Consider the following 21,612-nt stretch of genomic DNA (forward strand, 5'->3'; position numbering starts at 1 on the left):
GATGCACAAATCCTGGCAACTTAACGAGCAAGGCGACCGCTGTCTGCTAGTGCAGTTCAGCGGCACGCTTTCTCTGGACACCGGCTTGCGCTGTACCCGCGCCGCCCGCTTGCTGCGCGACCACGCCCCCGCCTGTGTCCGTGATCTGGTCCCCAGCTTTACCGCAGTCGCCATCCACTTTTACCCGGATGGCAGCAGCGACCAGCTTGCTCGTTTGCACGACTATGTTCATCAAGCCCTGGCCGAGCTGGATGCCAGCCAGGACCAGGCCGCTCCCGGCGCACTGGTAGATGTTCCCGTGTGCTACGGCGGCCTCTTCGGTCCGGACCTGCCTGCCATTGCCGAGCAATTGGGGCTAAGCCAGGAACAAGTCATCGAACTGCACAGCAGCCAGGTGCAACTGGTATTCATGGTGGGCTTTGCCCCCGGCGCTCCCTATATGGGCATCTTGCCCGAGCAACTGAATGTGCCGCGCCGCGCCACACCACGCACCGTGCTGCCCAAAGGCTCGGTCGCCATTGCGAACCAGCAAACCATTATTTACCCCAACGAATCCCCCGGCGGCTGGCATCTGATTGGCCGCTCGCCGGTTAATTTATTCGATGCCCGGCGCTCGCCCGCCGCCCTGCTCGCCCCCGGCGACCAAGTGCGCTTTGTGCCTCTGCCTCACGAGCAGTTTGATCACTGGACACCCGCATGACGGTGCATATCCTCAAACCAGGCATGATGAGCAGCCTGCAAGACCGAGGCCGTTATGGACATCAGCACCTGGGGGTTTCGCCCAGCGGTGCCATGGACGAACGTGCCCACCGACTGGCCCATTTGCTGGCAGGCAATGCCGCAGAGCAGGATCTGGCCAGCCTGGAAATCACGGTGCAAGGCCCCAGCCTGCGCTTTGCAGAACCCGCCCTGTTTGTCCTGACGGGTGCGGACATGAACGCCAGCCTGGACGGCCAGCCCGTGGCGGTCCTGCGCCCTACTCTGGCGCGTGCCGGACAAACCCTGACGATGCAGTCCGCCAAACCCGGCCAAGGTGCCCGTAGCTACCTGTCTGTTTACGGCGGCTTTCAGGTCGAATCCTTGCTGGGCAGTCAAAGCACGCATATGCGAGTCGGTTTGGGCGGCTTTGAAGGCCGCGCCGTGAAGAAAGGCGACCAGATCGCATTGGCTCGACCACTACCCAATGACGAAACGACCTTGAACCGTCTGCAAGCCGAGCTGGATGAGCTGCGCATTTACATGCCCGCCGCCCTGGCCCTGGCCCCACGGGAGCGCCTGCGCGTCATTCTGGATCAAGCTGATTTGTTTACCGACGAATCGCTGGAATTGTTCCAAAGCCAAAACTACCGCATCAGCCCGGCCTCAGAGCGCATGGGCTATCGCCTGGAAGGCCAGCCCTTGCAGCGCAAGTCGCCAAAAGAACTGCTGTCCGCCCCCACCTGCTTTGGAACAATCCAGGTCCCCAACGATGGTCAGCCCATTGTGTTGATGGCGGACCGGCAAACCACCGGCGGTTATCCGCGTATCGGACAAGTCGCCAGCGTGGATCTGGCTCAAGTTGCCCAGCGCTTGCCCGGTCAGAATCTGAGTTTTGAAGTGGTGAGCACAGAGCAGGCTCTTGCCCTGGCTGCCCGTCAGGAACAAGCTTTTGCGCGCTTGAATGACAGCCTGGAGGCTTTGCGGCAGGCTTTGGCCACCATCTGAAGTAACAATGCATCGTTAACGACGCCTAGCTACCAGTCTCCATACAAACCACTGATAAAACAAAAGACAGCTAGCAACTTCCGCTAGATGCTGCCGTTACTACGGCATTGCCTCGTCCTGAACTGGTAGACCGAGCCCCCCCCGAAAGCTTGACCCAGCATAAGCGGTTGCGCGCAAAACACCTGAAAACGTATGAGGCATTCCACCTAAACCCAGCTCCTGACCGCCTCAAGCGGTAGGGACGTATCCAAGGAGGCCTTATGCCACATCGTCTGGAATCCATCGTGAGCTCATATGTACCCAAGCACCTTCCTGTGCTGGGAGACTCATATCGATGGGCTTTTGATATGGATAAAGTTCAGCATCTAGTTCCACACATTGAAGGTGACAGCTGGGCAGCCAAGAACCTGAGCCTCAAAAATCAATTACATCAACGTTGGCTGGGCAGTGATCACTCTGAACGCGTGGAAATCGCTGATTACTTTGTACGCACATGGGGTGGTATTCGAGCGGTACGCCCAGAGACTATTGACCGCTATGTTGCTCAATTAAGCAAGCAGCAGTACCCACAACTACAAGGCATTCCATCATGGTCTAAGATTGCCGCCGTTGTTGAACCACAAAAAAACTTTATCTTTGATGCCCGAGTCGTCATGTCACTGAACGCCTTGCAACTCCTCATGCTGGGTCGTATCGAAGTACTGCTGCCCCAACTACAAAGCCGTAATACTGTGGTCAGTCGTGTCGACAAATTGATCCGTAGCCAACCGTCCGTAAAACGCGCTCCCAGAGTCGGTCGCGAGCACGATTTCTACAAACAATATCGCGATTTACTCATTAGTTCGACAGCGTCACTGAATGACCCCTGGGCCGCAGCTAAAGCCGAGATGGTGCTGTTTGCGGACGCGGAGAAGCTTGCTCTGGCGGTAGAGAAAAAACTGCAAGGTTAAACAGCTACCCAAATCATTCAAGGAATAAAAAAACTCCGTCCTGAACAGACGGAGTTTTTTGAACTTAAGACTTAAAGGAACAGCTTGTAAGCCGGGTTGTCTGTTTCGTCCCAATGCGGATAGCCCAGATTGCCCAGGAACGCCTTGAACTCTTTCTTGTCCGACGGCGGCACCTGGATTCCGATCAGAATACGACCGTAGTCATCGCCCTGATTACGGTAATGAAACAAGCTGATATTCCAATCCTGATTCATGCTGGACAAGAATTTACGCAAGGCACCAGGACGCTCTGGAAACTCGAACCGCAGCAGGACTTCGTCCGTAGCCTGGCTGGACACTCCACCCACCATATGACGTACGTGGGTCTTGGCCAGTTCGTTGCCCGTCAGGTTCAAGGTACCAAAGCCTTTCTTCACGAAACGCTCTTCCAGCTTTTCGATCTCCGCTTCCGAGGAAATCGACATACCCACAAAGACATGCGCCTTTTCAGGATTGGACATGCGGTAGTTGAACTCCGTCACCGAGCGGGTGCCCAGAGCATCGCACAGGCGGCGGAAGCTGCCTTTTGCCTCGGGGATCGTCAAGGCGAACAAAGCTTCACGAGCCTGCCCCACATCCGCACGGTCCGCCACCATGCGCATACGGTCAAAATTCATGTTCGCGCCGGACGTGACCGCAATCAGGGTCTTGTTCTTGAGCTTGTTTTGAGCGGCGTAGCGCTTGGCACCCGCCAAAGCCAGGGCACCCGCTGGTTCCAGCACGCTACGCGAATCCTGGAACACATCTTTGATAGCCGCACAAATCGCGTCCGTATCCACGATGACAAAATCATCCACATACTGACGCACCAGACGGAAAGTTTCGGAACCCACCTGCTTGACGGCAGTACCGTCAGAGAACAGGCCCACGTCCGACAAATTCACACGACGACCGGCCTTGATACTGCGCACCATGGCACAGGAATCTTCGGTCTGTACGCCGATCACTTTGATTTCAGGACGCAAGGACTTGATGTATGTGGCCACGCCCGCCGCCAGACCGCCGCCGCCAATCGCGACAAAGACCGCTTCAATCGGGCCGGGGTGCTGTTGCAGAATTTCCATGGCCACCGTCCCCTGCCCGGCGATCACATCAGGATCGTCAAAAGGGTGCACAAAGGTCAGGCCTTCGTTCTTTTGCAGTTCCAGAGCGTGCTGGTAGGAATCCGAATAGCTCTCGCCCACCAGGACCACTTCGCCGCCCAGATTACGTACACCATCAATTTTCACTTGCGGGGTGGTGGTTGGCATGACGATAACGGCACGGCAACCCAGCTTGCGCGCTGCCATGGCCACGCCTTGCGCGTGGTTACCCGCCGAAGCGGCCAATACACCCCGTTTTAATTCCGCGGCCGACAGATTGGCCATCTTGTTATAGGCACCGCGCAGCTTGAAGCTAAAAACAGGTTGATAGTCTTCGCGCTTGAGCAGGACCGTGTTACTAATTCGTGCCGATACCTGGGGAGCGGGTTCAAGTGGTGTTTCGATGGCAACATCGTACACTTTCGAGGTCAGAATGCGCTTTAGGTAATCGTTCGACATGACTCAGCTTTTAATAACAACCGGTTTTGCCACCAAGGCCAGCCGCAGGCCCCTGCCTGAGACCGCTCACCGGAAAAGAAAAACAGAATACCATAGGCGGATGCCCTAACTGGCGTCCATTATTCCCTACAAAACCCGTCCACTTTACTTATGCAAGCCTGGATCTCTGATCTTATTTCGTGGCTCTTGGCCGCCCTATCTCTGCCCGAAGTGGGCTTGAGCGCCATTTTCATCATCAGCCTGGTCTCGGCTACCCTGCTCCCCCTGGGTTCGGAACCCGCCGTATTCGCCTATATCAATCTGGCTCCACATATGTTCTGGCCCGCCGTGCTGGTTGCCACTGTGGGTAATACGGCAGGTGGGGCCATCAGCTATGCCATGGGTCTGGGCGCCGAGAAAGCCTACGAAGCCTGGCGCGAGAAGCACCCGCAACACACAGAAGACGGCGCAACTCCCAAGAACAAGGCAGCAGGCCGCTGGCACGAGCTGGGGCAGCGCTGGCTGACCCGCATGGGACCACCCGCCCTGCTCTTGTCTTGGCTACCCGTGGTAGGCGACCCCCTGTGTGCCGTAGCCGGGTGGCTACGCCTGCCATTTTGGCCCAGCGTGTTTTACATGGCGGTGGGAAAACTGGCGCGCTATATCACCATGACCGCTGGCCTGCTGTGGATTTTCCCCAAATTGGGTTGGTAATTTGCAGCAAACTGGCCGCAAACGCCCCCTTAACCCTGACTTGGCCCTGTAGTAAGGGGGCAGCCCGGCTACGATTCGTATACACTTGTCTTTTGCCTATCTGCTCCTCGCTGAGCCGCCCTTGACGGGCCTTGCCAACTATCGCCATGAACGCCCCCATTGCAAGCAAGCACCTGGCTGCCCAGGCACGCAACAACGACACGCCGCGCCTGCGTGAAATCCCCTACAACTACACTTCGTACTCAGACCGGGAAATTATCCTGCGACTGCTGGGTGAAGAGGCCTGGGAAAAGCTGTCCGAGCTACGCTCCGAACGCCGCACCGGCCGCTCCGCACGCATGTTGTTTGAAGTGCTGGGTGATATCTGGGTCGTCAAGCGCAACCCCTATCTGCAGGACGATCTGCTGGACAATCCCAAGCGCCAGCATCAACTGATCGAGGCCCTGAACCATCGCTTGAACGAGATTGACCAGCGCCGCGACAGCGCCGTGCCCGATCGCGATGCCAAGGTTCTGCGCCTGTTGCACGCTGCTCGGGGTGCAGTAGCTGCGTTTGAACAAGAATTTACCGACACCCGCGAGCTGCGCCAGAAAATTGTGCGCTCCCTGTCGCGCCTGACCGCCAAGGACAACATCAAGTTTGATGGCCTGTCGCGCGTCTCGCACGTCACTGACGCCACCGACTGGCGTGTGGAATATCCCTTTGTCGTGCTCACCCCCGATCACGAAAACGAGATGGCCGCACTGGTGCGCGCCTGTATCGAACTGAAGCTGACCATCATCCCGCGTGGGGGTGGTACCGGTTACACCGGCGGTGCCATTCCACTTAGCTGGCGCTCGGTTGTCATCAACACCGAAAAGCTGGATGCCATTGGCAAGCCTGAACAAACCACGTTGCCCGGCATGTCCGAGCCCGTCACCACCATTCTGACGGGTGCTGGCGTGGTGACTCGTCGTGTGGCTGATGCCGCCGAAGCCGCTGGTGCCGTGTTTGCGGTAGACCCGACCTCGGCCGATGCCTCCTGTGTGGGCGGCAATATCGCCATGAACGCAGGCGGCAAGAAAGCCGTGCTGTGGGGTACTGCACTGGATAACCTCGCCTGGTGGCGCATGGTCGATGCCCAGGGCAACTGGTTGGAAGTCACCCGCCTTGAACACAATATGGGCAAGATCCACGACGTGGAAATGGCTCATTTTGAAGTCAAATGGTTTGATGGCCGTTACGCCCCTGGTGCCCAGTTGCTGCGCAGCGAAACCCTGCACATTGAGGGTCGGCGCTTTCGCAAGGAAGGCCTGGGTAAAGACGTTACCGACAAATTCCTGGCAGGTTTGCCCGGTATTCAGAAAGAAGGCTGTGATGGCCTGATCACGCAGGCCCGCTGGGTGCTGCACCGCATGCCGGCGCATACACGCACCGTCTGTATGGAGTTTTTCGGCCAGGCCAAGCAGGCCGTGCCCTCCATTGTGGAAGTCATTGACTACCTGAACGGCGAAGGCAAGCGCATCGGCGCCATTCTGGCCGGTCTGGAACACCTGGACGAACGCTATCTGCGTGCGGTGGGCTATGCCACCAAGAGCAAGCGCGACGGCCTGCCCAAGATGGTCCTGATTGGCGACATCGTGGGCGACGATCCCGATGCCGTGGCCACAGCTGCCTCTGAAGTGGTGCGTCTGGCCAATGGCCGCTCCGGTGAAGGTTTTGTAGCCGTCAGCGCTGAAGCCCGCAAGAAGTTCTGGGCCGACCGCTCCCGCACCGCCGCCATTGCCCGCCACACCAACGCCTTCAAGATCAACGAAGACGTGGTGATCCCCCTGCGCCGCATGGGTGAGTACACCGAAGAAATCGAACGCATCAATATTGAACTGTCCACGGACAACAAGCTGCGCTTGACCCGTGAACTGGAAGACTTCCTGCAAGGCGATCTGCCTGTGGGCAAGATCGAAGATCACAACGACGCCGAGCACACCCGCGAAGAGATTCTGGACGAGCGCCGTCACGACGCCCTGCAAATCGTACGCAATGTGCGCCAGCGCTGGCAGTGGCTGCAGGACAATCTGGACAAACCGCTGAAAGACTCGCAGTCTGATCTGGCCGAGATTGGTGTGCCGCTGGATAGCGCCGCGATCGAGGCCCGTCTGCAAGAAGACCCGAACACCTCGATTTTCCAGCTGCTGCAAGATCACACGATCCGCACCTCCTGGAAGAGCGAGATCCGCGAAAACCTGGAACATATTTTCCCGGGTGCCGACTGCGCAGCCGTGCTGACCGAACTGCAAGCCATTCACGACCGTGTGCTGAAAAGCCGTGTGTTTGTGGCGCTGCACATGCACGCCGGTGACGGTAACGTACACACCAACATCCCCGTGAACTCGGATGACTACGGCATGCTGCAACAAGCCAATGTCACCGTAGCCCGCATCATGCAAATCGCGCGTGGTCTGGACGGCGTGATTTCCGGTGAGCACGGTATTGGCCTGACCAAGTACGAGTTCCTGACGCAGGAAGAGCTGGATCCCTTCCAGAACTACAAGCGCGAAGTGGACCCGAACAACCACTTCAACGCTGGCAAGCTGATGCCCGGTGCGGACTTGAGCCGCGCCTGGACCCCCAGCTTCAACCTGCTGGGCCACGAATCGCTGATCATGCAACGCAGCGAAATTGGCTCCATCTCTCACGCCATCAAGGATTGCTTGCGTTGCGGCAAGTGCAAACCGGTCTGTGCCACTCACGTGCCACGCGCCAACCTGCTGTACTCGCCCCGCAACAAGATCCTGGCCACCTCCCTGCTGATCGAAGCCTTCCTGTACGAAGAGCAAACACGTCGCGGGATCAGCCTGAAGCATTGGGAAGAGTTTGAAGACGTAGGCGACCACTGCACCCTGTGCCACAAGTGCTACAACCCCTGTCCGGTGGACATCGACTTTGGCGATGTGTCCATGGAAATGCGTTCCTTGCTGAACCGCATGGGCAAGAAGTCCTTCAATCCGGGCTCGGCTGCGGCCATGTTCTTCCTGAACGCCAAGGACCCGCGCGTCATCAAGGCCACTCGTACCGCCATGATTGAAGTGGGCTACAAGGCCCAGCGTGCGGTGCACAATCTGCTGGCTGCCCCTGCTCGCAAACAGGTCAGCGCTCCCCCTGCCACCATCGGCAAGGCTCCGATCCGTGAACAGGTCATCCACTTCATCAACCGCAAGATGCCCGGCGGCCTGCCCAAGCAGACTGCCCGTAAATTGCTGGATATCGAGAACTCGGATTACGTACCTATCATCCGTAACCCTGAAGCCACCTCCGTGGATTCGGAAGCCGTGTTCTACTTCCCCGGCTGTGGTTCGGAGCGTCTATTCTCGCAAGTGGGTCTGGCTACTCAAGCCATGCTCTGGCATGTCGGCGTGCAGACGGTTCTGCCTCCTGGCTACCTGTGCTGTGGCTATCCCCAGCGCGGCAGCGGTCAAAGCGACAAGGCCGAGAAGATCATCACCGACAACCGCGTGCTTTTCCACCGCATGGCCACCACCTTGAACTACCTGGATATCAAAACCGTGGTGGTCAGCTGTGGTACCTGTTACGACCAGCTGGCAGGCTATGAATTCGACAAGATCTTCCCTGGCTGCCGCCTGATCGACATCCACGAATACCTGCTGGAAAAAGGCTTGAAGCTGGAAGACGTGCAAGGCGTGCGCTACATGTACCACGACCCTTGCCACAGCCCCATGAAGCTGCAAGACCCCATGAAAACGGTCAAATCCCTGGTGGGCGACAGCACCATCAAGGCCGACCGCTGCTGTGGCGAGTCGGGCACGCTGGCGGTGTCGCGTCCGGATATTTCCACGCAAATCCGTTTCCGCAAGCACGAAGAACTGCAAAAGAACCAGGACACCGTCCGTGCCGATGGTTTCCAGGGCGAAGTCAAAGTGCTGACCTCCTGTCCGTCCTGCCTGCAAGGTTTGTCCCGCTACGAAGACGAAACCAAGATGGATGCGGATTACATCGTGGTGGAAATGGCCAAGCACATGTTGGGCGAGAACTGGATGGCGGACTACGTACGCCGTGCCAACGACGGTGGTATTGAGCGCGTTCTGGTGTAAACCAAACGCATCACTCCCCCTGAACAGGCCGGCTTTATGTCGGCCTGTTTTGTAAGGGGTGAGCAAGTATCTTTTACCGCTGGACTGCTCCAGGATAAAAATGCCCCTGGGTGGGGAGAAAGCGCAGCGTGATCGCTATTCATCGCCAGGCCCTCCCCCAGAAGCGCCGCCCGGATAGCAATAAAGCAAAGGGGCTGCGCGGAGATTTTTCTGCGGAGCAGCCCAAGGAAATTCCCTTGGGGACGAATGAAACCCCAACCGCAGTATGGAAGCTTTTTCAGAATAGGTGTCTTTATGTCTGTTGATGATCCATTGCTAAACAGCCTGCAGGCCCTGCTCCGCAGTGAACGCACTGCGTCTTTGGGCACACTCAGCAATCAGGGCTTGCCGGTGGTCTCTCGCGTCCCTTTTGCGATCTGCCCCGAACAAGCCAGCATCATCATCCACATCAGCGAAATGGCGGCTCACACCCGTTATTTGCTGCAACGTCCCGATGCCAGCCTGATGGTCAGCCAAAGCGAGCATGGCCAGGATGCTGTCCATGACTTGCCCCGTGTCACCTTCCAAATGCAGGCCCGCAAACTGGAGCGCGAGCAGCCCGACTGGGAACAGGCCAAACGAGCCTATACCGCCCGTTTTCCCGATATGGAATTTCTAAGCAGCTTTACGGACTTTCATTTCTTCGCTCTGGATCTGGTCAGGGTGCGCCATATTGCCGGGTTTGCGGCGGCACGAACCTTGAGCCCTGAGCTAGTGCGTGCCTTGCTGGCAGAGCCTGTGGCCAATTGAAGTCCCCGAGTTCGCAATCGCAGCAAGCCTTGGAAGCGCTGGAACTGTGCTCCAGCCTTCACCACGTCAAAGCACCTTAATACAACGACAAACAGGTGAGCCTTCGCCCCTTACAAGCCCCGGCCTGCACCCAAAATGTTGCAGACTCTGCAACAAATTCGTCACTAACTGATTTCCAGACAAAGAAAACGGATCACTGATTAAACGCCTTTCTGACCAGAGAAATCGCCACTCCTTCTCCTTGCACTTCCGGTGCAGTCGTCCGTTTTCGTGTGTTTCAAACGCCAAGCATGACAAAACGTAAATTTGGCCGCTATAAGATTCAACAGCTACGACGTTAAATGGCACGCAAGGACTCGACAACACGACCTCGCAACACATTGCCGCCACACAGAGAAAAACACCCAGGAGAGGAAGAGATGTCGAACAAGAAACGCAGCACCTATGTGCTGGTGCAGATGGCCTTGCTGAGCCTGACTTTACCTGGCCTTGCCCATGCGCAAGCAGACAGCTCATTGGAGCAATGGCGTACTAAAGAATACAAACGCCAGCCTGGCCTGGACATGATCAACGCCGCCCAAGCGTATGCGCTGGGCTTTACGGGCAAGGGCGTGACGGTCGGCTATCTGGACTCTGGAATTGAAGCCAAACACCCGGAGTTTGCGGGTGCCATTGCGGGTGGCTTTGACTTCAACACGGATACCCCCTATGCCAACGGCCAAGGCATAGATGCCGATCCTCCAGCAGGTCATGGCAGCCACGTTGCGGGCATTATTGGCGCACGTCGCGACGGCAAAGGCATGCACGGTGTCGCCTTCAACAGTCAGCTCTTTGCGGTCGCCTACGATGCGAGAGAAGACGATGATGATGACATGCTTGGCAACGATCCTTATGAACCGGACCCACGCGACCAAGCCGCCGCATTCGACCGCGTTGCCTCCCGAGGCTGGAACTATCTGGCACAGTTCAAACTGCCCATCATCAACAGCAGCTTGGGCGTCAATGGTTGCAACGATGCCAGCTCCCCACCACCTTGCAATGTCCTGGACTATGGCTCGCCCGAAGGCGTACTGGATTGGCAGCCACTGGCGATCGAGGCTTTCCACAACAGCGTAGACGCAGGCTCCCTGATGGTCTTTGCCACCGGCAATGAATCGCAGGACCACCCTGACCTGCTGGCAGGCTCCCCCTACTGGTTTCCTGAACTAAAAGATAACTGGCTGGCCGTGACAGCCCTGGGCGAGGATGGATCTTTAGCCTCCTATGCGAACAAGTGCGGCGTAGCAGCCGAGTGGTGTCTGGCCGCCCCCGGTGGTGACGACAATCCAGGGATTAATTCGGTCCAATCCTCTGGCGGCTATGTCGCCTTTAGCGGCACCTCCATGGCCTCCCCCCACGTCGCGGGCGGTGCGGCGCTAGTAAAGGAAGCGTTCCCCTACTTCACGGCGTATCACCTGCAGCAGACCTTGCTGACCACCGCCACTGACCTGGGCGACCCCAGCGTTTTTGGCTGGGGCCTTATGAATATAGGCAAGGCCGTACAAGGACCCGGGCAATTCACCCGCCTGTTCGATGTAGACACGCTAGGCTACAACTCCACCTTCGCCAATAACATCAGCGGTACAGGTGGACTACACAAGCGCGGTTCCGGCTCCCTGGAGCTGACGGGCAATAACAGCTATACCGGTGACACCACAATCAGCGGCGGTCGTCTGGCCGTCAATGGCACGCTGGCTTCTGCGGTCACAGTGGAACGCGAAGGCACCTTGGGTGGTTCCGGTACAGTCGCTCAAGTCGATAACTACGGCACCCTGGCTCCAGGTAATTCTGTTGGCACTCTGACCGTCAGCGGCGACTACACCGCCCATGCCGGTTCGGTGCATGAGCTGGAAGTTGGCCCTGCAGGTGCCACCGATCGTTTAGTAGTAGGCGGTGCAGCCCATATCGACGGCACACTGAAACTGGCCGGCGGCCCTTTCCGGCAAAACGTAGCCTATTCCTTTCTGGATGCGGCTAATGGTGTGACTGGTCAATACAGTCACATCACTTATGACATGGCTTTCCTGTCGCCCACACTGCTTTATGGCCCCAGCCTGTCCTTGCTGATCAAGCGCAATGACACACCGTTTGCCACCTTTGCCAATACGGGAAACCAGAAAGCCGTGGCCAACGCGCTGGATACCGGCTCGGATCAACCGCCAGCCGCGATGGCTGAACTGTATGACACGGTGCTCAATGCCCAGTCTGGCAGTGTGGCAGGCTATATGGAACAGCTACAAGGTCAGATCCATGCAGGAACCACTTCGGCTCTGCTGAGCAACAGCGACCTGCTGCCCCGCACCCTGGGTAAACAAGCCTCAGGCGCACGTAATACAAACGGCAAAGACACCGTCTTGTGGGCCGAAGTGATTCACCAACAACGCGATCTGGACGGTGACGACAACAGCCAGGATGTTCGTCATAAAGTGGGCGGTCTGTTCCTGGGTGGCGATACCGCCATCGGCGAACAAGGCTGGCGCATGGGTGCTTCTCTGGGCTACCTGGAAAACCGCATTAAGCTGGACGACCGCCGTCAAAGCTCGCGCAGCAACAGCTACAGCGCAGCTCTGTATGGGACGCAAGCGTGGGAAATGAGTTCGGGTAGTCTGAACCTGCTGGCAGGTGGTGCTTACACCCGCCACAGCCTGGACAGCGAGCGTTCTCTCTCCGTTCACCAATACGAAACACTGAAGGCTGATTACAAAGCGCATAGCATTCAGGCTTTTGCCCAGTTGGGCTACCGCATGCCGGTCAGCCCACGATCCAGCGTAGAACCATACGCCAGCGTGAACTGGCACCAGCTGCGTCACGGCTCCTTTAGCGAATCGGGCGGTCAAGCCGCCTTGCGTGGCGACTCGCAGCGCCAGAATCTGAGCACCGTCACGCTAGGTCTGCGCGGCACCACGGAACTGGACTTGTCCAAAACCACGCTGTCCTTGAGCGCCGGTTTGGGCTGGCGTCATGCCCTGGGTGACACCACTCCCGAACGTGAACTGGCCTTTGCCGCCCTGCCCGGCAGCAACTTCCGTATCAGCGGCGCACCTATCGCCAAGAATGCCGCTGTTGCCGAGTTAGGCGCAGAGCTCAAAGCAGGCCAGAGCACATCCTTTGGTCTGAACTACCAGGGTCAGTTTGGCCGCAATCAGGATCATGCAGGCTCTATTTTCATGAAAGTGCGCTTCTAAACAAGAAACCTATAGGGTGGTGCCTGCCCCGCGCAGTCACCCTCTTCGCAACAAAACAAACAGGCATGAGTAATCCCGGCGATGCACAGACACGCCGGAGACGCTTAATAGAGCACTAGCTCGACGCCACATCGGCACATAACAACAAAATTAAACGGCCATGCCGTTCAATATGCCTCAAGGATATCAACGGCAAGCTTTCACAACGAATTGCCGCCATACATAGAAAATCCCAAGAGAGGAAGAGATGTCGAACAAGAAACGCCCTATCTATCTACTGGTGCAGTTGGCTTTGCTAAGCCTTGCCCTACCGGGTATCGCCCATGCCGAACCCGATAACACACTGGAGCAATGGCGCACAAAAGAGTACAAGCGCCAATCTGGCCTGGACATGATCAATGCGGCCAAAGCTTATTCGCTAGGCTTTACAGGCAAAGGCGTAACGGTCGGCTATCTGGATTCGGGAATTCAGGCAACTCACCCAGAGTTTGCGGGTGCCATTGCGGGCGGCTTTGACTTCAACACCAATACTCCCTACACCAATACCCAAGGGGTGGACTCAGACGACGACGTACCAGGCCATGGCTCTCATGTTGCTGGAATTATCGGTGCACGCCGCGATGGCGTCGGCATGCACGGTGTTGCCTTCAACAGCCAGCTCTTTGCCGTTGCTTACGTCGAAAATGGGAATTTCCTAAGCCCCGAAGAAGAAGCCGCGTACGACGACCGTGAGTTTTCCAGAAGCTGGAATTATCTTGCTCAGTTCAAACTGCCCATTATCAATAACAGCCTAGGACTCAATGACTGCCGCGACTCCTATGACCCACCTTGCCATATCCTGGAGTATGGCTCAGCACAAGGTGCTCTGGACTGGCAGCCCTTGATTATTGATTCCTTCAGGAACAGCGTAAAAGCGGGCACCTTGATGGTGTTTGCCACCGGTAATGAGACACAAGACCACCCCGATTTCATGGCTGGCTCTCCTCACTGGTTTCCCGAACTTAAAGACAATTGGCTAGCCGTCACAGCTCTGGATGAACAAGGCAATCTAGCCTCCTATGCCAATAAATGCGGCGTCGCTGCTGAATGGTGCTTGTCCGCCCCCGGTGGCGAGAATCCCGGTATTTACTCCGTCAACTCTGCGGGTGGCTATGCCTATGCGGGCGGCACCTCCATGGCCTCCCCGCACGTCGCAGGCGCTGCTGCCCTGGTGAAAGAAGCCTTTCCCTATTTCACGGCGTATCACTTACAGCAAACCTTGTTGACCACCGCGACGCCTCTGGGTGACCCAAGCATTTACGGTTGGGGCCTGTTGAACGTAGGCAAAGCCGTACAAGGACCCGCACAATTCACCCGCCTGTTCGATGTAGATACGCTGGGCTACAACTCCACCTTCGCCAACGACATCAGCGGCACAGGTGGCCTGCACAAGCGCGGTTCCGGCTCCCTGGAGCTGACAGGCAATAACAGCTATACCGGCGACACCACCGTCAGCGGCGGTCGTCTGGCCATCAATGGCACGCTGGCATCTGCCGTCACCGTCGAGCGTGAGGGAACACTGGGGGGTTCCGGTACAGTCGCTCAAGTCGATAACTACGGCACCCTGGCTCCAGGTAATTCGGTTGGCACTCTGACCGTCAGCGGAGACTACACTGCCCATGCCGGTTCGGTGCATGAGCTGGAAGTTGGCCCAGCAGGTGCCACCGATCGTTTAGTAGTAGGTGGTGCCGCCCATATCGACGGCACACTGAAACTGGCCGGTGGCCCTTTTCGCCAGAACATCGCTTATTCCTTCCTGGATGCGGCCAATGGCGTGACCGGGCAATACAGCAGCATCGCTTATGACATGGCCTTCTTGTCACCCACACTGCTTTACGGCTCCAGTCTGTCCGTGATGGTCGAACGCAATGACATCCCCTTTGCCGCTTTTGCTCATACAGGCAATCAGAAATCTGTCGCACAGGCCTTGGATGCCGGCTCAACGCAGCCCCCTGCGGCTATGGCTGAGCTGTATGACACGGTACTCAATGCCCAATCCGGTAGCGTGGCAGGCTATATGGAACAGCTACAAGGCCAGATCCATGCAGGTACGACTTCCGCCCTGCTAAGCAACGGAGATCTGTTGCCCCGTACTTTGGGCAAACAGGCTTCAAGCGCGCGTAATACCGTAGGCAAAGAGGCAGTGCTCTGGGCTGAAGTGATCCATCAACAGCGCGATCTGGACGGTGACGACAACAGCCAGGATGTTCGTCATAAAGTGGGCGGTCTGTTATTGGGTGGCGATACGGCTATCGGCGAACAAGGCTGGCGCATGGGGGCCTCCTTGGGCTATCTGGAAAACCGTATCAAGCTGGATGATCGTCGCCAGACCTCACGCAGCAACAGCTACAGCGCGGCCCTGTATGGAACACAAGCTTGGGAAATGGGTTCGGGTAGTCTGAACCTGCTGGCAGGTGGTGCTTACACCCGCCACAGCCTGGACAGCGAACGCTCGATTTCGATTCACCAAAGCGAAACACTGAAGGCTGATTACAAAGCGCATAGCATTCAGGCTTTTGCCCAGTTGGGCTACCGCATGCCGGTCAGCCCACGCTCCAGCGTGGAACCCTATGCCAGCGTGAACTGGCATCAACTGCGTCACGGCTCCTTTAGTGAATCGGGCGGTCAAGCCGCCTTGCGTGGCGACTCGCAGCGCCAGAACCTGAGCACTGTCACGCTGGGTCTGCGCGGCACCACGGAACTGGACTTGTCCAAAACCACGCTGTCCTTGAGCGCCGGTTTAGGCTGGCGTCATGCCCTGGGCGACACCACACCCGAACGTGAACTGGCCTTTGCCGCCCTGCCCGGCAGCAACTTCCGTATCAGCGGTGCTCCTATTGCCAAGAATGCCGCTGTTGCCGAGCTGGGCGCAGAGCTCAAAGCAGGCAAGAGCACTTCTTTTGGTCTGAACTATCAGGGGCAGTTTGGCCGCAATCAGGATCATGCTGGCTCCCTGTTCATGAAGGTCCGTTTCTAAGCAACACAACAAAGCGCGGAGCTGGCCGTACGCCAGCCCCGCTCTCAAGCAGACAGACATGAAAAATCCCTGCGATGCTCCGGGCATGGCAGGGATTCAGGCTACAAAGCCAAACCGGCAATACGCCGGTCCTGGCAATTAGCGGTCAGATTCGTTAAAGCTACAGACGGTGTAAACCGACAAGCCGGAATCTGTCACGGCCTTGGATCCACCCAGTTCAGGCAGATCAATAATCGCGGCAGCTTCCACCACGTTGGCACCCAGGCGCTGCAGCAAACGAGCCGCCGCCAGCAAAGTACCGCCAGTAGCGATCAGGTCGTCAATCAGCAGGACACGCTGGCCGGGGCGCACGGAGTCCGTGTGCATCTCGACGCTGGCATTGCCATATTCCAGGGAATACTCTTCGGCCACGGTATTGAAAGGCAGCTTGCCTTTCTTGCGCACAGGCACAAAACCCAAGTTCAGCTCGTAAGCCAGAACCGAGCCCACAATAAAGCCACGCGCATCCACACCCGCCACCAGATCCAGCTTTTGTCCCATGTAACGGTAGACAAAAAGGTCAATCAGAACGCGGAAGGAGCGCGGGTCCTGCAAGACGGTGGTGATATCGCGGAAAGTCACCCCTGGCTTGGGCCAGTCCGGCACATTGCGAATGATTTGACGGATGTACTGGGTGGGATCAATTTGCATGTCAAAGCTTCTACAACAAAAAATCCGGGCGCGAAGGGCGCACTTGGATACGTTGCAAGTGTACACAATTGGGCAGCAGCAACAAGGGCTCACCCGGCTTGTGCTCGTAAGTTGTACTAATACGACGCGATTGAGCAAAAATCCCTGCAGACTTGACCCGCAGCGTCCTTTTAGTTTGGTTCTAAAGCATTTATTTCCAGGCTTGATTTGCCCTGCAAGCGCCCCGCTTCAAACTGGTAAACACGATCGACCAAAGGCAGCAAACGGGTATCGTGGGTTGCCATAATCACGGTTTTTCCTTGCGCTGCAGCCAGAATATCCCGCATCAAGGCCTGGCTGGTCGGGCCATCCAGACTGGCCGTAGGCTCGTCCAGAAACCAGATATGGGCAGGCGACAACAGCACACGTGCCAGACACAGGCGGCGCTGCTGCCCCAGGGACAATTGCTGCCCCCCCTCACCCAGCCAGGTATCCAGCCCTTGGGGTAATTCACGTACCACACTGTCCAGTTGGGCGTCGTGAAGCACCTGCCAGATTTGTTGCTCTGAGGCTGCCGGTTCTGCCAGCAAAAGGTTATCTCGCACCGAACCCAGAAACAGCGGCGAGTCCTGTGCCAGCAAGGCGCAATGATCAAACCAACTGGTGCGGCTCCAATGCTGGGCTGCTTTACCCTCAACCAGATACTGCTTTCCCGAAACAGGCAACAAGCGCATCAGCACACCCAGCAAGGTGGACTTGCCGGAACCACTGGGGCCAAAAATAGCAATGTGCTCGCCAGCTTGGACTTGCAGCGACAACTGCTCCAATACAGGCTGTGAACCGTAGGCAAAATTCAGATCTGTGATTTCCAGGGAGGCTGGCTTGTCCAACGCAATCGCCTGCCCTTGCGCCTGATCGGTTTCCTCGGGCTCGTCCAGAATTGTCAGCAAACGATTGCTGGCTGCCTGAACCTCTCCCAAGCGGGACGCACCGCGCATCATGGGTGCCATGATCTCGAACAAGCCCAGCAAAGCCAGCACCAGCCCCACCCACAAGGGGCCGCTCATGGCTTGCAGATTGACCTGCTGCGCTCCAACCAGCAGGCAGGTCATCAAGGCCACGCCCATCAAGACCTGCTGGGAAAACTGCCCGACAATGCCCCAGCCATTACTGCGCAAACGGGCTTGCCCCAGTTCCAGTCCCAGCTTGTCCACTTGTTCCTGCACGGCATCCGCAGCGGCAAACACCTGAATATCAGCATAGGCGCGGATGGCCTGATGCACCAGAACACGCTGGCGGTTTTCCAGTTGATGGACTTGCTGGGCTGCACGGCTGGCGCCACGGGCGCAAATATACGGAATCAAACAAGCGGCAATCAGCAAACAAGCCAGAATCAGCCAGGCCCACCAGGACAGCCAGGTTTGCAGCACAGCGCTAAACACCAGACCAGCCACCACAGCCGTAGTCAGCGGCACCAAAATCAGCAAAAGCACCAGATCCAGCACAGCCACGTCAGAGGTCAGACTGGAAGCCAGCTCCCCATCTCGAAACTGGGCCAAGCGCGACTGACTGAATCGGCTCAAGCGTCCGAAAACCAGGCTGCGAATACGTACTTGCAAATCCAGCGTCAGGGCATGACCGACGACGCGCTCCAGATACCGGGAGGCGATACGCCAAAAAGACAGGCCGCGAATCATGGCCGAAGGGCCAAACAGATTGAATACGATGCCCAACGTAGCCAGAAAAGCGCTGCTTAGAAACCAACCAGCCACACCCAAAAGGCCGACACCCGCGGCCACCGTACTGATCGCCAGCAGAACTGTAAACAATACGGCCCCACGTCGTTCGCGCAGGCTGGAAGCTAAAAGACGAAACCACGCTTTCATGCCGTCAGAACTCCTTGGGCAATGTGCAGTTGGTTCGAGCACATGGCCGCCAGTTGCTGGTCATGCGTGGCCACGACCAGACAACGCCCCTGACAGAAGCGCAGAATATTGCGCATGACACGATCCCGGGTCGCCGCATCCAGGCGGGAGCTGGGTTCGTCCAGCAAAACCACATGCGGGTCTGTCAAAAACAGGCGGGCCAGTGCCAAACGCTGAATCTGGCCACCGGAAAGACCAAAACCACCCTCGCCCAGCGCCGTTTGCAAACCATCGGGCAAGGCCCGTACAAATTCGGCTGCACAGGCTTGTTGCAAGGCTTGCCACAGCTGTTCATCACTGGCTTGTGGGGCTGCCAGACGCAAGCCATCGGCAATGGTCCCCATGGCTAAAAAGGCCTGCTGGGAAATCAGTACGACGCCATCATGGCGCGTCAGCAAGCGCCCGGCAGTATCGCTATTGCGCAGCAAAATTTCACCCTGCGCCAAGGGGCGCAAACCAATCAGGCTTTCCAGCAGACTGGTCTTGCCGGAGCCGCTGGCCCCCAGCAAGGCGTAAGACTGATCTATATAAAGTTGCAGGCCGGGCACTTCCAGCAAGGTCCCCTGCCCGCCCAACTGCGGCAAATGCAGATGACGCAATACCAGTACCGGCAAGTTGGGAAAAACCGCTTCATTGTCGGCGCTGGTGGGAGCCGCAGGAATCAAATCCTGGCCCAAGTTTGCCCACAGCCTGTCAACTTCTACCGCAGCCGCACGCGCCGCTGCCCGATCATGATAATTAGCGGCCAATTGGCGCAAGGGCTGGTAGGCCTCCGGAGCCAGGAGCAAACAGAACAAGCCTTGTTGCAGGCTAATGCCCGAGAAGGACTCGCCCAGATAGCCCAGGTAACCCAAGCCAATGTAGACGGCTATCCCGGCCACACCCAATGCCGCGAAGAACTCCAGCACAGCCGAAGATAAAAACGCGATTCGCAGCACTTTCATGGTACGTGTGCGCAGCTCCTGACTGGCCAATTCCACACGCTGCAACTCGTCCTGCCCACGCCCCATCAAGCTAAGGGTAAAAATGCCGCGCAGCCGGTCGGCGAAAAAGCCGGACAGTCGCAGCGTTGTTTGTTGTTGTTCACGGCTGGCCGCTTCCGCCCCCCAGCCCACCAAGGCCATGAACAGGGGAATCAGGGGCGTGCTCAACAAGAGAATCAAGGACACAATGCCATCCACCGGCAACACTGCCAGCACTAGTGCCAAAGGCACCAGGGCCGCCGCTGCCATGCAAGGAATGTAACGCGTCACAAAGCCATCCAGGGCTTCAATTTGCGTGATCAAGCTGGTGGACAGTTCGCCGCTATTGCTGGCCCGCAAACGCGGCATCGTACTGCGGAACAGTCGGGCAAACAGCTCGGAGCGCAGCCCTTGTTTCAGATGTTCTGAAACCTTTTGCGCACGGCGCTCGCCAAAAGCAGAAATGGCGGCACGCAGCAACAAAAGTGCGGCCACCATCAGGATAGAGAAAAGCTGCCCGGTCCAGGGCAAGCCATCGACCACAATTGCCTGCACAATCTTTGCCAGCAACCAGGCCTGAGGAATCAGTAAAGCGCCGGCCAGCACAGGGGCCAGCATGGAAGCCCGCAAAGCCGTGCGGGCGCGGCTGGAAAATTGCCCCAGCCATTGTTGCGCCGTTGGACTTTGCGGTGTCAATCAGACCTCGATATCTGCTTTAGCCTTGGAGGCGGCTGCGCTCTGCAAAGCCGTGTTTTCACGCAGCTCGAACCACATCGCATTCAGGATGGAGAATGCGCAGGCCAGACCCAAACCTAGAACCCAAGAGAAGTACCACATATGCGCTGGCCTCCTTAGTAAGAATGAGAAGAATCTTTCATGCTGGCAACCGACACCTTGCCTCGCATTACGCTATACACCCAGGAGGTATAGAGCACGATGATGGGCAAGAACACCAGTGTCACCAGCAGCATGATCCACAAGGTCAGATGACTGGCAGAGGCATCAAACAGGGTCAGGCTGGAACCGGGGTTCAAGGACGAAGGCAGCAGGAATGGGAAGACGGCAAAACCGAAAGTCAGAATGATGCCAGCCAGTGCCAAGGACGAGAACAGCAGAGCCAACAAGCCGCGGCCACGACCAGCCAGCAAGGCGCCAAACAGCAAGCCCGCAAAACCGACAATGGGGGCTGCCCACAAGGCAGGCCAGGTACGATAGTTAGCCAACCAGGCACCTTCAACCATATCGACCGTCTTGCCAATCGGGTTGGACATGGCGTGGGCCGCCTCGGGCCAAGGCATGCTATAGCCATTCATGGCACTGATCCACCAGCCGCCGGCAGCAAAAGCCACAATGGACAGCAGGCCCAAAGGCATGGCCCAGGCACGCGCACGACGAGCCACATGATCACTGCCCTTCCAGGCAACAACCACCGCACCTTGGAAAGCCAGCATCAGAACGCTGAGCAAACCACACAGAATGGCAAAGGGCTGGAACAGACCGAAGAAGTTGCCTTGGTACATGGGACGTAGCGTGGTCTCGTCAAAGCCGAAAGGTACGCCCAGCATCACGTTCCCAATAGCCACACCAAACACCAGAGCACAAACCAGACCGGAGGCGGTCCAGATCGCATCCCAGTTACGACGCCAGCGCGACGAGCTGAGCTTGCTGCGGTACTTGATGGCCACCGGGCGAACAATCAAGGCGACCAAAAGCAACATCATGGCCAGGTAAAAGCCCGAGAAAGCCATGGCATACAGCAAAGGCCAGGCCGCAAAGGCCACACCACCGGCCACGATCAACCAAACCTGGTTACCTTCCCAGACCGGGCCAATCACGTTGTACAACGTGCGCCGCTCATCATCAGTGCGAGCAACCAGCGGCAACACCATGGCCACACCCAGGTCGGCCCCGTCCATGATGGCAAATGCCGCCAACAAAACGCCCAGCAGCAACCACCAGATGATGCGCAAGGTGTCGTAATCGAGAAGAATCAAATTTTCCATGATGGTTCC

At 57.4% G+C, this 21,612-nt stretch carries 14 protein-coding genes; 8 read left to right on the forward strand and 6 right to left on the reverse strand.

Going from position 1 to position 21,612, the window contains the following annotated elements; genetic code table 11:
• Window position 1: 1 nt before the first annotated feature.
• The 3 genes from pxpB (at window position 2) to OSH04_RS09145 (ending at window position 2,654) form a co-directional block, all read left to right on the forward strand.
• Window positions 2-700 (forward strand): 5-oxoprolinase subunit PxpB, encoded by a 699-nt coding sequence (pxpB, locus tag OSH04_RS09135; RefSeq protein WP_035270325.1) that lies wholly within the window; start codon window positions 2-4, stop codon window positions 698-700.
• The gene (locus OSH04_RS09140; RefSeq protein ID WP_266108307.1) at window positions 697-1,704 is read left to right on the forward strand and encodes a 5-oxoprolinase subunit C family protein; all 1,008 of its coding nucleotides are present in this window, start codon (window positions 697-699) and stop codon (window positions 1,702-1,704) included. Before pxpB ends, OSH04_RS09140 begins: the two co-directional genes overlap by 4 nt.
• Window positions 1,705-1,964: 260 nt before the next feature.
• On the forward strand, window positions 1,965-2,654 hold the full coding sequence (locus OSH04_RS09145; RefSeq protein ID WP_266108308.1) for a hypothetical protein: 690 nt from the start codon (window positions 1,965-1,967) through the stop codon (window positions 2,652-2,654).
• 71 nt (window positions 2,655-2,725) lie between these two features.
• Here OSH04_RS09145 and ilvA read toward each other — a convergent pair whose 3' ends face one another.
• Entirely contained in the window at window positions 2,726-4,234 is a 1,509-nt protein-coding gene (gene ilvA, locus OSH04_RS09150) for a threonine ammonia-lyase, biosynthetic (protein ID WP_035270321.1), read from the reverse strand.
• Window positions 4,235-4,384: 150 nt separating this feature from the next.
• On the opposite strand from ilvA, the gene OSH04_RS09155 reads away from it, so the two are divergent.
• From OSH04_RS09155 to OSH04_RS09175, 5 genes are all read left to right on the forward strand, one after another.
• Window positions 4,385-4,927 carry a YqaA family protein gene (locus tag OSH04_RS09155; RefSeq protein WP_035270318.1) on the forward strand — a complete coding sequence of 181 codons (543 nt, stop codon included), beginning with the start codon at window positions 4,385-4,387 and terminating at the stop codon, window positions 4,925-4,927.
• A 146-nt stretch (window positions 4,928-5,073) separates the two neighbouring features.
• Complete coding sequence (locus OSH04_RS09160) at window positions 5,074-9,015, forward strand: DUF3683 domain-containing protein (protein ID WP_266108310.1); 3,942 nt, start codon at window positions 5,074-5,076, stop codon at window positions 9,013-9,015.
• A gap of 294 nt (window positions 9,016-9,309) precedes the next feature.
• Window positions 9,310-9,804 carry a HugZ family pyridoxamine 5'-phosphate oxidase gene (locus OSH04_RS09165; RefSeq protein ID WP_247966391.1) on the forward strand — a complete coding sequence of 165 codons (495 nt, stop codon included), beginning with the start codon at window positions 9,310-9,312 and terminating at the stop codon, window positions 9,802-9,804.
• Window positions 9,805-10,223: 419 nt separating this feature from the next.
• Entirely contained in the window at window positions 10,224-13,028 is a 2,805-nt protein-coding gene (locus OSH04_RS09170) for an autotransporter domain-containing protein (RefSeq protein ID WP_266108311.1), read from the forward strand.
• A gap of 247 nt (window positions 13,029-13,275) precedes the next feature.
• Complete coding sequence (locus OSH04_RS09175) at window positions 13,276-16,044, forward strand: autotransporter domain-containing protein (RefSeq protein WP_266108312.1); 2,769 nt, start codon at window positions 13,276-13,278, stop codon at window positions 16,042-16,044.
• A gap of 138 nt (window positions 16,045-16,182) precedes the next feature.
• Here the strand turns inward: OSH04_RS09175 and OSH04_RS09180 are convergent, their stop codons facing one another.
• The 5 genes from OSH04_RS09180 to cydB all read right to left on the reverse strand — a co-directional run bounded on the left by OSH04_RS09180 (window position 16,183) and on the right by cydB (window position 21,603).
• Window positions 16,183-16,734, reverse strand: a complete 552-nt coding sequence (locus OSH04_RS09180) for an adenine phosphoribosyltransferase (protein WP_009458676.1) — start codon at window positions 16,732-16,734, stop codon at window positions 16,183-16,185.
• Between the two features lie 170 nt (window positions 16,735-16,904).
• Complete coding sequence (cydC, locus tag OSH04_RS09185) at window positions 16,905-18,599, reverse strand: thiol reductant ABC exporter subunit CydC (protein ID WP_266108313.1); 1,695 nt, start codon at window positions 18,597-18,599, stop codon at window positions 16,905-16,907.
• Entirely contained in the window at window positions 18,596-20,296 is a 1,701-nt protein-coding gene (gene cydD, locus OSH04_RS09190) for a thiol reductant ABC exporter subunit CydD (RefSeq protein ID WP_266108314.1), read from the reverse strand. Before cydD ends, cydC begins: the two co-directional genes overlap by 4 nt.
• Window positions 20,297-20,437, reverse strand: a complete 141-nt coding sequence (gene cydX, locus OSH04_RS09195; protein WP_009458674.1) for a cytochrome bd-I oxidase subunit CydX — start codon at window positions 20,435-20,437, stop codon at window positions 20,297-20,299.
• Window positions 20,438-20,451: 14 nt separating this feature from the next.
• A complete protein-coding gene (gene cydB / locus OSH04_RS09200) occupies window positions 20,452-21,603 on the reverse strand; it encodes a cytochrome d ubiquinol oxidase subunit II (protein ID WP_035270300.1) in 1,152 nt (383 codons plus the stop codon).
• Window positions 21,604-21,612 lie beyond the last annotated feature (9 nt).

Source organism: Alcaligenes nematophilus (genome assembly GCF_026344155.1).
Lineage (GTDB): Bacteria > Pseudomonadota > Gammaproteobacteria > Burkholderiales > Burkholderiaceae_B > Alcaligenes > Alcaligenes phenolicus.

Excerpts from the sequence above, each read along its gene's own strand:
- OSH04_RS09165 (WP_247966391.1), top strand. The coding sequence starts at position 9,310 with ATGTCTGTTGATGATCCATTGCTAAACAGCCTGCAGGCCCTGCTCCGC.
- OSH04_RS09180 (WP_009458676.1), bottom strand. The coding sequence starts at position 16,734 with ATGCAAATTGATCCCACCCAGTACATCCGTCAAATCATTCGCAATGTG.
- cydX (WP_009458674.1), bottom strand. The coding sequence starts at position 20,437 with ATGTGGTACTTCTCTTGGGTTCTAGGTTTGGGTCTGGCCTGCGCATTC.
- OSH04_RS09155 (WP_035270318.1), top strand. The coding sequence starts at position 4,385 with ATGCAAGCCTGGATCTCTGATCTTATTTCGTGGCTCTTGGCCGCCCTA.
- OSH04_RS09145 (WP_266108308.1), top strand. The coding sequence starts at position 1,965 with ATGCCACATCGTCTGGAATCCATCGTGAGCTCATATGTACCCAAGCAC.
- cydB (WP_035270300.1), bottom strand. The coding sequence starts at position 21,603 with ATGGAAAATTTGATTCTTCTCGATTACGACACCTTGCGCATCATCTGG.
- OSH04_RS09140 (WP_266108307.1), top strand. The coding sequence starts at position 697 with ATGACGGTGCATATCCTCAAACCAGGCATGATGAGCAGCCTGCAAGAC.
- OSH04_RS09160 (WP_266108310.1), top strand. The coding sequence starts at position 5,074 with ATGAACGCCCCCATTGCAAGCAAGCACCTGGCTGCCCAGGCACGCAAC.
- pxpB (WP_035270325.1), top strand. The coding sequence starts at position 2 with ATGCACAAATCCTGGCAACTTAACGAGCAAGGCGACCGCTGTCTGCTA.
- cydC (WP_266108313.1), bottom strand. The coding sequence starts at position 18,599 with ATGAAAGCGTGGTTTCGTCTTTTAGCTTCCAGCCTGCGCGAACGACGT.
- OSH04_RS09170 (WP_266108311.1), top strand. The coding sequence starts at position 10,224 with ATGTCGAACAAGAAACGCAGCACCTATGTGCTGGTGCAGATGGCCTTG.
- OSH04_RS09175 (WP_266108312.1), top strand. The coding sequence starts at position 13,276 with ATGTCGAACAAGAAACGCCCTATCTATCTACTGGTGCAGTTGGCTTTG.
- ilvA (WP_035270321.1), bottom strand. The coding sequence starts at position 4,234 with ATGTCGAACGATTACCTAAAGCGCATTCTGACCTCGAAAGTGTACGAT.